9 protein-coding genes and 2 pseudogenes are annotated in these 12,581 nt (G+C 64.5%); 8 read left to right on the forward strand and 3 right to left on the reverse strand.

The genetic code is table 11. The features are described from left to right. Positions 1 to 269: 269 nt before the first annotated feature. Positions 270 to 788, reverse strand: a pseudogene (locus Q4610_RS20655) (cupin domain-containing protein); the annotation flags it as partial. A gap of 290 nt (positions 789 to 1,078) precedes the next feature. Here Q4610_RS20655 and istA point away from each other — a divergent pair. From istA to Q4610_RS20695, 8 genes are all read left to right on the forward strand, one after another. Continuing rightward, on the forward strand, positions 1,079 to 2,383 hold the full coding sequence (gene istA / locus Q4610_RS20660) for an IS21 family transposase (protein WP_204731836.1): 1,305 nt from the start codon (positions 1,079 to 1,081) through the stop codon (positions 2,381 to 2,383). Beyond that, positions 2,383 to 3,195, forward strand: coding sequence for an IS21-like element helper ATPase IstB (gene istB, locus Q4610_RS20665; protein WP_304537738.1), 813 nt, complete (start codon positions 2,383 to 2,385; stop codon positions 3,193 to 3,195). Before istA ends, istB begins: the two co-directional genes overlap by 1 nt. 340 nt (positions 3,196 to 3,535) lie before the next feature. Next, positions 3,536 to 4,861, forward strand: a complete 1,326-nt coding sequence (locus Q4610_RS20670) for an ArgE/DapE family deacylase (protein ID WP_304537739.1) — start codon at positions 3,536 to 3,538, stop codon at positions 4,859 to 4,861. Positions 4,862 to 4,884: 23 nt separating this feature from the next. After that, positions 4,885 to 6,480 (forward strand): ABC transporter substrate-binding protein, encoded by a 1,596-nt coding sequence (locus tag Q4610_RS20675; protein ID WP_304537740.1) that lies wholly within the window; start codon positions 4,885 to 4,887, stop codon positions 6,478 to 6,480. Then, the gene (locus tag Q4610_RS20680) at positions 6,477 to 7,454 is read left to right on the forward strand and encodes an ABC transporter permease (RefSeq protein ID WP_156507223.1); all 978 of its coding nucleotides are present in this window, start codon (positions 6,477 to 6,479) and stop codon (positions 7,452 to 7,454) included. Before Q4610_RS20675 ends, Q4610_RS20680 begins: the two co-directional genes overlap by 4 nt. Beyond that, positions 7,451 to 8,290 (forward strand): ABC transporter permease, encoded by an 840-nt coding sequence (locus Q4610_RS20685; RefSeq protein ID WP_063939549.1) that lies wholly within the window; start codon positions 7,451 to 7,453, stop codon positions 8,288 to 8,290. Before Q4610_RS20680 ends, Q4610_RS20685 begins: the two co-directional genes overlap by 4 nt. Beyond that, on the forward strand, positions 8,287 to 9,885 hold the full coding sequence (locus Q4610_RS20690) for an ABC transporter ATP-binding protein (protein ID WP_063491805.1): 1,599 nt from the start codon (positions 8,287 to 8,289) through the stop codon (positions 9,883 to 9,885). The genes Q4610_RS20685 and Q4610_RS20690 overlap by 4 nt, the downstream gene beginning before the upstream one ends. A gap of 27 nt (positions 9,886 to 9,912) precedes the next feature. After that, positions 9,913 to 11,340, forward strand: a complete 1,428-nt coding sequence (locus tag Q4610_RS20695; RefSeq protein WP_304537741.1) for an amidase — start codon at positions 9,913 to 9,915, stop codon at positions 11,338 to 11,340. A gap of 19 nt (positions 11,341 to 11,359) precedes the next feature. Here the strand turns inward: Q4610_RS20695 and Q4610_RS20700 are convergent, their stop codons facing one another. Both Q4610_RS20700 and Q4610_RS20705 read right to left on the reverse strand, forming a co-directional pair. Beyond that, the gene (locus Q4610_RS20700) at positions 11,360 to 11,632 is read right to left on the reverse strand and encodes a helix-turn-helix domain-containing protein (protein ID WP_304537742.1); all 273 of its coding nucleotides are present in this window, start codon (positions 11,630 to 11,632) and stop codon (positions 11,360 to 11,362) included. A 12-nt stretch (positions 11,633 to 11,644) separates the two neighbouring features. Beyond that, positions 11,645 to 12,456, reverse strand: a pseudogene (locus Q4610_RS20705) (IS3 family transposase); the annotation flags it as partial. Positions 12,457 to 12,581: the final 125 nt, after the last annotated feature.

A 12,581-nucleotide genomic window follows, 5' to 3' on the forward strand; every position in this document is an offset into this window, starting at 1 on the left:
GGCATTGGGCCCTCGGCGCTGACGGAGGCCATGGGCATGCTCAACCACCATTTCGCAGCAGCCGCCTGATCGGCGCAGAGCGACAGCCTACCTCTGACTGCCGCCAATCTTTGCAACAGAGCCTTCTTGCGCACGTATTCCTCAATCCGGGCCAAGTGTGCGTCGCGAACGGCGGACTGAGAGGACTGGAGTGCGTCAGGATGGCCCTGAAGACTTAGCGCGAGCAGATCCACGAAATGCGCGCCCATCAAGGCACGAACGTTCGCGTCATAGGCCATTTCACGGTTACGCATCATGAGGCGGAAGTAGTCTCCAAGCAATCCGCCTACCCCTTCCTGTGCATCGTAGGAGCGCGCGCAGAAGCGCTTGGGTTCCCCAATGCGGGCACGCAACGAAGAAACTGGGATCTTCAATACCCACATTTCGTTGTGGCGGCTGTGTCCAAAAACGAACGGTTCTTCGCTCAGTTCCAATAAAAACTGGCCTGGGTCGCATCGGGTCGTGCGACCCAATTGGCTGAACTCAATCTCACTTTGGACTGGAAGAGTGACCAGCACTTGGCGCTCATTCGTGCTGCAGTCCTTCTGCACGCGCTTGTAGATGGCGCCATCGGAGGTCATGCAAGAGAGCTGGACAACCGACAAATCCCACGCTTCGAGAACTCCGTTGAAATGCTCTGAATTCTGATAAGACAGATGCATATCGAAATACGTGTCCGCAACCGCACGGTTCCAGTAGCCAAAACTTGAATTGCTGCGCTGTTCCAGTGTTGAAAATGTCTTGTCCATGCTTGCCTCTTCGATGCATGGGTCGCTGCGATGCAGCTGAACCACATGTGATTTTCACAATTATGCAATGGTTCATGCCTGCGGCGGGCCTTGGTATATACCCCTAGCTGGTGCGTTTGCAGGGGGCAGCAGGACCCCCTTGCTCCAGATCGGTGCATCGAAGAGCTTATGAGTGCAGACGGATTTCTTATCAATCAGTCTGCAGTTATGTGTCAGGCGACACGACAAACTGCCCCCCTGACGACACGAGGAATTGACCCCCTTCGTGGAAGGAGGTCGAAGTGCAAGAGATGGTCAAGCAAGCTCCCCGGTCCAAGTGGATCGAAGGGAGGCAGGCGATGCAAGCGCCTGAGGACGTTCAAACGATGCTCAAGCTGGCATCGCTAGGCTGGGGCGCCAAGCGCATCAGCCGCGAGTTGGGTTGCAGCCGCAACACGGTGCGCAGCTACCTGCGCCAGGGAGGCTGGCAGCCATACCGGTCACCGCAGCGCCCTGGCCGGCTGACGCCCTACAGCGAGTGGCTGACCGAGCGGTTCCGCCAGCACCGCGGCAACTGCGATGTCGTGCGCCAGGAGTTGGAGCGCGAACACGGCGTGACGGTGAGCCTGCGCACCGTCGAGCGCGCCGTGGCGCACCTGCGGCGCGAAGTGCTTGCCCAGACGGCGGCGACAGTGCGCTTCGAGACGCCGCCAGGCCATCAGTTGCAGATCGACTTTGGCACCGTGCGTGTGCCCATCGACGACGAGCAGATCAAGGTTCACCTCTTCGTGGCAACGCTGGGCTACTCGCGCCGCACCTACGTGGCCATGTTCCTGCACGAGCGCCAGTCGGCTTGGCTACAGGGTCTGGAAGGCGCGTTCCGACACTTCGGCGGCACCACCCGCGAGGTGTTGATCGACAACGCCCGAGCGCTCGTCAGCGAGCACGACGTCCAGACCCGCGAGGTCGCCTTCAACGACCGCTTCCACGCCTTCTGTCGCTACTGGGGCGTGACGCCGAGGGCGTGCGCGCCGTACCGTGCCAGGACCAAGGGCAAGGACGAGCGTGGTGTGGGCTACGTCAAGCGCAACGCCATCGCCGGTCATCGCTTCGCGTCCCTGGAGGAACTGCAGGCGCATCTGGCGCGCTGGATGCGCGAGGTCGCCGATGTACGGGTCCATGGCACCACCGCCGAGCAACCCATCGATCGCTTCGAGCGCGACGAACGACGAGCCCTTGCGCCGCTGGCGGCCAAGGCGCCGTTCCTGCAGGTGCGTGAACTCAGCCGCCGGGTTCACACCGATGCGTGCATCGAGCTGGACACCAACCGTTACAGCGTGCCGTTCAAGCTCATCGGCGAGAGCGTCACCGTCATCGTGGCCGAGCGACTGGTGCGGGTGCTGTACGCCGGCCAGGAAGTGGCCTGCCACGCGCAGAACGCGGGCCGGCGCACCAGCATCATCGAACGCAGCCATCTCGTGGGCATCGTTGGCGCGCATCTGGTCGGCGTGAGCTGGCTGGCACGGCCGACTACCGCGGCGCCAACACCGGCCGCGCCGGCCGAACTGCTTCGGCCACTGGCCGAGTACGAGACGGCGCTCGGAGGGGGCTGGTGATGGCCGCCACCAAGAAGACGCAGCCGGTCGAGCTGCTGAACGACCTGGAGCCGATGCTGACCAGGCTGAAGCTCACCGCCATCCGGGACCAACTCGACACGCTGCTGGACCAAGCCGGGCGAGCCGAGCTGAACCTGCGAGAAGCGCTTGCGATGCTGTGCGCGGCCGAAGTGGCGCGCAAGGACGAGCGGCGCATCCAGATGGGGATGTCGATCGCCAAGTTCCCGTGCGTGCGCACGCTGGAGGGCTTCGAGTACGACGCGCAGCCCTCGGTGGACGCCAAGCAGATTCGCGAACTGGCGACATCGCGCTGGGTGGCCAACGGCGACAGCGTGTTGTTGCTCGGACCGCCCGGGGTGGGCAAGACGCACCTGGCGGTGGCACTTGGCCGCGAGGCCATCGTGCGGGGCTACAGCACCCTGTTCGTGCCGGCGACCAGTTTGGTGACCCAGCTGGCTCGGGCCCATGCCGAAGGTCGACTGGAAGAAAAGCTGATCCACTTCACCAAGCCCAAGCTGTTGGTGGTGGACGAGCTCGGCTACCTGCCGTTCGAGGCGAACGCAGCGCACCTGTTCTTCCAGCTCGTGAGCCGGCGCTACGAGCGCGGCTCGATGCTGGTGACAAGCAACCGGTCGGTGGCCGAGTGGGGCGGCGTGTTCGGCGACGCCGTTGTGGCCACGGCCATCCTGGATCGGCTGCTGCACCACAGCCACGTCATCACGATCCGCGGCGACAGCTACCGCCTGCGAACGAAGCGCCGCGCTGGCATGGTTACCCAGGCCAGCGCGAACACCGCAACTCAAACCGATTGATCAGCAACCGGGGGTCACTTCTGGATGTCGCCAGGGGGTCAGTTCCTGATGTCGCTTGACACGGGGTGCTGGGAGAAGGCTTCCAGGATGCCAAAACCCTTGGCTAGGGATTGATTGAAGCGGGTTTCCGTAGTGGCCATGGTTTCTGTTCCTGTAGGGCGTTTTTCCGCGCGTAAGTGAGGTGCCGTCGCGCTGTCAGTCTAGGGGAAATCACTCATGCCGGCAGTCTTGCCGGATCAAGGCGGGAAACTCTAACATGCCATTAATAGATATCTAAGTAGCAAATATTGATACTTAAATTTCTACTTTCATCAAAGCCACCCACAGGCGGGAGAGAGCAATGAACGCTGAGCAGGGCAGTACCGTGACATCCGACCAGATCGCCGCGGCCGTTCGCGAGCTACGCGGCTACATGGTGCAGACGCTGGGAGAGTTCGTGCAGCGCCGCAGCCTGCCCGGGCAGGAAACGCCCGCGGCCGAGTACCTGGAACAGGCGCTGGCCGATCTGGGGCTGTCTTCCGAGCGCATCATGCTTCGCACCGAAGAGCTGAAAAATCTGCCGTTGTTTTCGCCGCCGTGCTGCCCCGATGGCGGGCGCTACAACGTGCTGGCTCGCCATGAGCCCGCGACCGGTGCAGGCAAGGCGGTGCTGTTCAACGGCCACCTGGACGTGGTGCCGACCGGCCCGCATGAGCTGTGGAGCGAGGGGCCCTTCGAGGGCAAGGAACATGAAGGCTGGGTTTACGGGCGTGGCTCCGGCGACATGAAAGCGGGTCTGGTGTGCGCCCTCGCAGCGTTCAAAGCCCTCAAGAACCTGGGAGTGCAGCCGGCGGGAGCCGTGGGGTTCAATGGGGTGCTCGAAGAAGAAAACACGGGCAATGGCACGCTGGCGACAGTGTCCGCCCTGCAAAGCGCGATCTCGGCGGCCAAGTTGTCGGCCTTCGACGCGGTGGTGATTCCCGAGCCGACCCATGAGCGGATGATGCGCTCGCAACTGGGGGTGTTCTGGATGTTCGTCGACGTGGTGGGGCGTCCCGCGCATGCCGCCTACATGACGACGGGCGTCAATCCGGTGGAAACCGGTTTGCGCATCGTGGATGCCCTCAAGGCCCTGGAGGCAGAGTGGAACCTGCCCGAGAACCGTCATCCGGCCTATCGGGAGCATGACCACCCCATCAACTTCAACCTCGGGCAGATCCACGCCGGCGACTGGAACTCCTCGGTGCCCAGCGTGTGCACCCTGGGCATGCGCATCGCCTGCTATCCCGACATGAGTATCGAGCAGGCCAAAGAGGTTGTGGAAAGTCGCGTGCGCGCAGTGGCCGATGGGCTGGCCGACGGCGATGTGCAGGTGACCGTGCGCTACGAGGGGTTTCATGCGCCGGGCTGCGAGTACGACCTGGAAGTGCCCGCCATGCGCGCGCTGGCGCAGGCGCACCTCGCCGCCACGGGAGAGCTGCCCGGTCACAACGCCGCCACCGCCACCACCGATGCGCGCCATTTCCGTCTGATGATGGATGTGCCGGTGACCTGCTATGGCCCCAAGGCACGCAACGTGCATGGCTTCGATGAGTGCGTGTCGGTCGACAGCATGATCAACGTGGCCACCACGCTGGCACTTTTCATGCAGCAATGGTGCGGCCTGGAGCCGTCCTCCCAGGCCTGACAAGGGCATCGACAAGGAAAGCCATGAAACGAATTCTGTCCCGTGTTGCCGCACTCACCCTGTCCCTGGGCGCGCTGTCTGTCGGGGGCGTCGCCCTCGCTGAAGCCCCGACGCCACAGTACGGCGGCGTGTTGAGCGCCATTCTGAATCCCGAGCCCCCCAACCTGAACGTTGCCCTGCAGCAGGTGGCCGTGACGCAGCTGGTCGCCGGCAAAGTCTACGAAAGCCTGCTGACGTACTCGTTCGATCTCAAGCCGCAGCCCAGCCTGGCGAAATCCTGGGAAGTCTCGCCCGACCAGCTGACCTACACCTTCCATCTGCAGCCCAACGTGAGCTGGCACGACGGCAAGCCGTTCTCGGCCGACGATGTGGTGTTCACCTACACCAAGGTCCTGGCCAACACGCCGCGTACCCGCACCCTGATGGCCAACGTGGAATCGGTCACGGCGCCCGATCCCCAGACCGTGGTGTTCAGGCTCAAACAGCCGTATTCGGCCTTTCTGCACGCCTTTGACATCGGCGGTGGGGCGATCCTGCCCAAGCATCTCTACGACGTCGATACGCCAATCACGCAGAACCCCCATAACAATGCGCCCGTCGGCACGGGCCCCTTCAAGTTCAAGCACTGGGAGCGCGGCTCGTATATCGAACTGGTGAAGAATCCCGCCTACTGGAAGGAGGGCCGCCCCTACCTGGACGGCATCACCTATCGCGTGATTCCGGATGCCGCCTCGCGGCGCCTCGCCCTGGAGCAGGGCGCGGTGCAGCAGGCCTGGCTGCAGGATATCGAGCCGATCGATCAGCAGCGCCTGGCCAAGCTGCCGCATATCGGGGAAACCAAAAAGGGCTATGAGTACTGGTCCACGATGTTGTGGATCGAGCTCAATGGCGGGCGCGAACCCTTTTCCGACAAGCGCTTCCGCCAGGCGTTGATGTACGGGCTGAATCGCGATTTCATCGCCGAGAAGATCATGTACGGCACGGGTACGGTCGCCACCGGCCCGATCCATCACAACACGCGCTTCTATGACGCCAACGTCAAGCGCTATCCCTATGACCCCAAGAAGGCCATCGCCCTGCTCGATGAAATGGGTCTCAAGCCGGACAAGGACGGCGTGCGTGCGCGGGTCGGGCTGATTCCGTCGCCTTATGGCGAGATGTCGCGTCGCACGGCGGAATACATCAAGCAGAACCTGGGCAAGATCGGCGTGCAGGTCACGATCGAGAACGCCGACGTGGGCGGCTGGACCACCCGTATGGGCAACTGGGACTTCGACATGGCCTATAACGGCGTCTTCCAGTATGGCGACCCCGCCATCGGCGTGTCGCGCACCTATGTCAGCAGCAACATCAAGAAGGGGCTGCCCTTCACCAACACCTCGCAGTACAGCAACCCGAAGGTCGACGAGTTGTTCAACGCCGCCGCGCAGGCGCCCACCGAGGAGGAGCGTCAGAAGCTCTATACCGAGGTGCAGCAGATTCTGGTGGAGGATGTCCCGCTGCTGTGGATCGCCGACACCAACTATTCGGTGTTCCATAACAAGCGTCTGCACAATGTCGTGACGACCGGCCTGGGCGTGGTCGATACCCAGAGCGACGCCTGGCTGTCCAAAGAATGAAGAAGATAGGCAAATTCCTCGCGAGCCGGCTTTTCAAGAGCGTGCTGGTTCTGCTGATGATCGCGCTCTTCAACTTCTTTCTGGTACGCGCCGCGCCGGGGGATCCGGCCGAGATCCTGGCCGGCCAGTCGGGCGCGGTGGATGCCGAGTTCATTGCCAAGCTGCGCACGGAGTTCGGCCTGGACCGGCCCATGATCGTGCAGCTGGGGCAATACCTCAAGAACGTGGCGACCTTCGACCTGGGCTACTCCTATCGGCAGCAGGCGCCGGTCACCAGCCTGATCGCCGAACACCTGCCGGCCACGCTGCTGCTGACGATCACCGCCTTCATCTTCGCGGTGGCTGCCGGGGTCAGCCTGGGCACGCAGGCCGCGCTGCGGGTCGGCAAGTGGGGCGATACGGTCATCACGACTTTCTCCATGCTGGCGTATGCCACCCCATTGTTCTGGGTGGGCTTGATGCTGGTGCTGCTGTTTTCGGTCAAGCTGGAGTGGCTGCCGGCCTTCGGTTACCAGACAGTGGGGGCGCAATTCACGGGGCTGGCGCATGTGATGGACGTCGCGCGCCATCTGTTGCTGCCGGCGCTCACCCTGGGCATGTTCTACATGGCGGTCTATGCGCGCCTGACCCGCGCTTCCATCCTGGAGGTCAGTCAGCTGGATTTCGTCAAGACTGCCCGCGCCAAGGGCCTGAGCGAGCGCACTGTCATCACGCGCCACGTTCTGCGCAACGCCCTGTTGCCGGTGATCACCTACGCCGGCATCCAGGCGGGCGGGCTGATCGGAGGCTCCTTGCTGGTAGAGACTGTCTTCGCCTGGCCCGGCATCGGCCGGCTGGCCTTTGACGCCCTGCTGCAGCGTGACTACAGCGTCTTGCTGGGGGTGTTCTTCATCGCGTCGCTGATCGTGGTGATCGTCAACCTCGTCACCGACATCCTCTACACCGTGGTCGATCCCCGAATCGAGTTGAAATGAAAGACTTCCTGCATGCCTTCTGCCGCCACAAAGGCGGTGTCGCGGGAGTGATCGTGATCATCGCGGTCGCCGGCCTGGCGCTCGCGGCGAACTGGATCTTTCCCCATGACCCCTGGGAAATCGTCAATGCGCCCTTCATGCCGCCAATGACGGACGATACCTTGCTGGGCACCGACACGCTGGGACGCGACATCGGCGCCGGCATTGCCTATGGCGCCCGGCTGACCCTGCTGCTGGCGGCCGTATCCACGGCGGTGTCCATCCTGTTCGGCGTGTCGGTGGGTGCCATCTCCGGCTTCTATGGCGGGCGCGTGGACCAGGCGGTGGTGGGCTTCATCGAGCTGTTCCAGACCATTCCCAGCTTCTTTCTGGCCGTGGTGCTGGTGGCAATCCTGACGCCCAGCATGACCACCGTGATCTTCGCCATCGCGGTAGTGTCCTGGCCACCGCTGGCCCGCCTGGTGCGCGCCGAGTTCATGAGCCTGAAGAACCGGGAGTTCGTGCAGGCCGCGATGCTGGCGGGGCAGTCCAATGCGCGCATCATCCTGACGCAGATCCTGCCCAACAGCCTGTCGCCGGTGATCGTCTCCGGCTCGCTGATGGTCGCCAGCGCGATTCTGCTGGAGTCTGCCCTGAGCTTTCTCGGCCTGGGCGATCCGAACGCCATGACCTGGGGCTACATCATCGGTGCGTCGCGCAGCGTGCTGCGCGACGCCTGGTGGATGAGCGTGTTCCCGGGCGTGGCGATCCTGTTGACCGTGCTGTCGCTGAATCTGATCGGCGAGGCCCTCAACGATGCGCTCAACCCCAAACTGGCTCGCAAGAGGACGACATGACACAGCCTTTGCTCGACATCCGTGGCCTGACGGTCACGGTCGCCCAGGGCGGGCCGGACGTCGTCCAGGCGGTGTCGTACACCGTCAATCGCAATGAGATCCTGTGCGTGGTCGGCGAGTCCGGTTCGGGCAAGTCCGTCACGGCGCATGCCGTGATGGGCCTGTTGTCGCCCGATCAGCTGAACGTGTCCGCCGGCGAGATCCTGTACCAGGGGCGCAACCTGGTGGGGCTGCCCAACAGCGAGTGGTACACGCTGCGTGGCAAGTGCTTCGGCATGGTCTTTCAGGAACCCATGACTGCGCTCAACCCGATCATGCGCATCGGCCGCCAGGTCGACGAGGTTCTGCAGCGTCATACCGACCTGGATTCGGCAGCCCGACGCAACCGGGTGCTGGACTTGTTTGCCCAGGTCCTGCTGCCCGAGCCGGCGGCGATCTATGACGCCTATCCCTTCCAGCTTTCCGGCGGTCAGCGCCAGCGCGTGGTGATCGCCATGGCGCTGGCGCTGGAGCCGGACGTTTTGATCGCCGATGAGCCGACCACGGCGCTGGATGTCACCACCCAGGCCCAGATCCTGTCGCTGATCAAGGATATCCAGCGTCGCATGGGCATCGGCGTGATCTTCATTACCCACGACTTTGGCGTGGTGGCCGATATCGCCGACCGCATTGTGGTGATGCGCAAGGGCGAGGTGGTGGAAAGCGGGCCGGCGGAGCAGATCCTGAATCAGCCCGAACATCCCTATACCCGCCAGCTGATCGCCGCCGTGCCGCACAAACCGCAGGGCAAGGCGGCGCAGCCCGAGCGCGCGCCCCTGATGCAGGTGCGCGGGCTGAACAAGACCTTTGTGACAGGCGGGCGCCGGGTCACCGCACTGCGCGATATCGAGCTGGACATCCACCAGGGCGAGACCCTGGGGCTGGTGGGCGAATCCGGCTCGGGCAAGTCGACGCTGGGGCGCAGCCTGATCGGCCTCATCCCCCCGGATCGCGGTAGCGTCAAGATGGAGGGGCGCGAACTGCTGGGCCTGAACGCCAGGGAGTTCCGTCCTTACCGGCGTCAGATCCAGATGGTTTTCCAGGACCCCTACGCTTCGCTCAATCCGCGCCACCGGATCGCCGACGCCATTTCCCAGGGGCCGATCGCCTTTGGCGAAACCCGCAGCAATGCCCTGCGCCAGGCGCGCGAGCTGCTCGAACTGGTTGGTCTGGGCGGCGATGCGGCTGACCGTTATCCGCACCAGTTCTCGGGTGGCCAGCGCCAGCGCATCGGCATTGCCCGGGCCCTTGCGCTCAAGCCGCGCATGCTGATCGCCGACGAGGCGGTCTCGGCGCTGGATGTCTCCATCCAGGCGCAGGTGCTGGATCTGCTCAAGACCGTTTCGGGCCAATTCGATCTCTCGGTGCTGTTCATCACGCACGATCTGCGCGTGGCGGCCCAGATATGCGACCGCATCGCCGTGATGCGGCAAGGCGAGATCGTCGAGCTCGACCGGGCCTTGCGCATCTTCTATGAGCCCGGGCATGAATACACCCGCCGCCTGATCGCATCCGTTCCGGGACAGTCCTGGGAGAAGCCGGATCTGGCGGCTTGAATCGACATCACAACGAGGAGATGCAGCATGGATAGGGGACAGTACCAGGCCCTGGATGGATTGGGCCTGGCCGAGGCTTTGCAACGCGGCGAGACCACGCCCGCGCAATTGATGGAATGCGCCATCGATGTGGCGAATAGCGTCAATCCCGCCTTGAACGCCCTGTGTTACGAGCGCTACGAGGAGTCGCTGGCGGTCGCGCGCGAATGGACCTTGCGTGGGCCTTTCGGCGGCATCCCGTTCCTGCTCAAGGACTCGGGGCTGGCGCACATCCGCTTTCCCTCCAGCATCGGTTCGCGCCTGCTCGATGATACGACCTATGCCCGCAATGCAACGCTGGCAGATCGCTTCGAGCAGGCCGGCCTGATTCCCTTTGCGCGCACGACCGTGCCGGAGTTCTGCATGGCGCCGACCACCGAGGCGCTGCGCAACGGCGGGCCCACGCGCAACCCCTGGGATCCTGCGCGCTCCAGTGGCGGCTCTTCGGGCGGGGCGGCCGTGGCCGTCGCCGCCGGGATCGTGCCGCTGGCGCATGGCAGCGATGGCGGCGGATCGATACGCATCCCGGCTGCCTGTTGTGGCGTGTATGGCCTGAAGACCTCGCGTGGACGAGTGCCGATCGGGCCGTTCAAGGGCGAGGGCTGGGGCAGCCTGGCGACCGATGGCGTGCTCTCGCGCACCGTGCGCGACACGGCAGCGGCGCTGGATGCGATTGCCGGCATGGAAGTCGGCGCGCCTTACAGCGCGCCGCCCGCGCCGGACTCCTATCTGGCACTGCTGTCCCGCCCGCCGCGCCCCTTGCGCGTGGCGGTCTGGCGCAGCGCTTTCGCCGGGGTGGACGTGGCCCCCGAGTGCGTGGCGGCGGTCGAGCACGCGGCTGCGCTGCTGGCGCGCGCCGGGCATACCGTGGTGGACAGCCAGCCGCCCGATATCGGCTACGACGAGTTTGTCACCGCGTACGCGCAGGTGCTGGCCGCCAATATCGTGCTGTCGGTCGATGCGAAGCTGGCGCAGACCGGCAGGGCGCTGCAGGCAGACGATCTGGAGCCGGCCAACCGTGATGGCTACGAGGAGGGCCGGCGCTTGAGCGCGGCTACCTATGCTGCCTGCGTCAACCGCTTCCATGCCGTCGGGCGGGTGCTCGCGGCTTACTTGCAGGACTACGACATCGTGTTGTCGCCGTCCCTGACGCAACTGCCGTTGAAGCTGGGGGTGTTGTCCACCCGTGGGGTGAGCTTCATGGACTTGCGCCGTCAGGTAGGGCGCTATGGCACGTTTGCCGCCGCCTTCAACGCCTCGGGGCAGCCGGCGGCCAGCCTGCCACTCTACTGGACCGAGGCAGGCTTGCCGGTCGGCGTGCAGATCGCGGCGTCCTTCGGCCGCGAAGACCTGCTGTTGCAGTTGTCCGCCCAGCTGGAGCAGTTGGCGCCCTGGTCCGGGCGTTATCGCCGCTGAGCCCCGCGCCGCCGCTGCCCTAGTCTTCGCGCGCGAGCACCTTGTACAGGTGCGAGCGCGAGATGCCCAGGCGCTCGGCGGCGCGTTTTTTGTTGCCGCCGAGTTCGGCGATGGTGCGGTGGATCAGTTCGCGCTCGACGTCTTTCAGGCTGGCGCCCGCGGGCGCGATGGCGGCTGGCGCCGGGGTGGGCGGCGGCTCGGCATGGCGGTAGCGATCGAAGTCGCTCACGCGCAGTTCCACGGTGTCGCAGAAGACCAGCGCTTCTTCGATGCGCTGGCGCAGCTGGCGCACGTTGCCGGGCCACTCCTGCGCGGCCAGGTAGTCGCGCTTGAAGGTGTTTACGAAGCTCTCGGCCATGCCGTTGCTCTGCGGGCTACAGACGGGCGTGTTGATGGGCTTGAGGCCCAGCGCACGCGCCAGCGCCCTGGTGTCAGCTGCGATGTAGGCCCCACCGTTGTCGCTCAGGAACTCCAGTTCCTGGTCTGCCGGCACCGCCTCGACCGAACCGAAGCGACGCTCGACGGCTTCGATGAGCATCTCGCGTACCGGCTCCCCTGGCAGCCCCTTGCCCTCCCAGGCCCGCCAGGCCATCACCTCGCGGTCACAGCAATCCTTCATGAACGTGGCAGTCACGGTCTGGCCCGAGTCGCACTTGATTTCCAGGCCATCGGAGCACCAACGCAGGTCGCTGCGCGAGACCGCCACACGGCCCTCATGGGTGCGTGCGGACTGGCGCCGGCGTGGTGCTTTGGGCAGCAGGAGGTCGGCTGCCGCCATCACGCGATAGACGCGCTTGGCATTGACCTTCGGTGCACCCTGAGCAGCGCGCTGACGGTTGACCAAGGCACAGGCACGTCGATAGCCATAGCTGGGCAGCTGCGCAATTTCCTGGCGCAGCTCAGCAAGCAGCCCGGCATCGCCAGTGGGTGTGCGGTGGCGACGACCATCGTTCCAGTCCTCCTCGCGCCCGAGCAGGTCGCGCACATGCGAGCGCGCCAGCCCCATCGTCCGGCAGACCGTCTTCACTGGTCGTCCCCGGGCAACAAGGGCGAGCGCGCAATCCACTTTTTTTCTGCGGCGTACTCCACGGCTTCCTTGAGGATTTCGTTCTCCATGGGGCTCTGTTGCAAAGATTGGCGGCAGTCAGAGGTAGGCTGTCGCTCTGCGCCGATCAGGCGGCTGCTGCGAAATGGTGGTTGAGCATGCCCATGGCCTCCGTCAGCGCCGAGGGCCCAATGCC

The sequence above is a fragment of the Sphingobium cyanobacteriorum genome (genome assembly GCF_030580935.1).
Taxonomy (GTDB): domain Bacteria; phylum Pseudomonadota; class Alphaproteobacteria; order Sphingomonadales; family Sphingomonadaceae; genus Sphingobium; species Sphingobium cyanobacteriorum.

Bases quoted from the DNA above. Each gene is read 5' to 3' on its own strand.
- istA (WP_204731836.1), top strand. From the start codon at position 1,079: ATGGTCAAGCAAGCTCCCCGGTCCAAGTGGATCGAAGGGAGGCAGGCG.
- istB (WP_304537738.1), top strand. From the start codon at position 2,383: ATGGCCGCCACCAAGAAGACGCAGCCGGTCGAGCTGCTGAACGACCTG.
- Q4610_RS20670 (WP_304537739.1), top strand. From the start codon at position 3,536: ATGAACGCTGAGCAGGGCAGTACCGTGACATCCGACCAGATCGCCGCG.
- Q4610_RS20675 (WP_304537740.1), top strand. From the start codon at position 4,885: ATGAAACGAATTCTGTCCCGTGTTGCCGCACTCACCCTGTCCCTGGGC.
- Q4610_RS20680 (WP_156507223.1), top strand. From the start codon at position 6,477: ATGAAGAAGATAGGCAAATTCCTCGCGAGCCGGCTTTTCAAGAGCGTG.
- Q4610_RS20685 (WP_063939549.1), top strand. From the start codon at position 7,451: ATGAAAGACTTCCTGCATGCCTTCTGCCGCCACAAAGGCGGTGTCGCG.
- Q4610_RS20690 (WP_063491805.1), top strand. From the start codon at position 8,287: ATGACACAGCCTTTGCTCGACATCCGTGGCCTGACGGTCACGGTCGCC.
- Q4610_RS20695 (WP_304537741.1), top strand. From the start codon at position 9,913: ATGGATAGGGGACAGTACCAGGCCCTGGATGGATTGGGCCTGGCCGAG.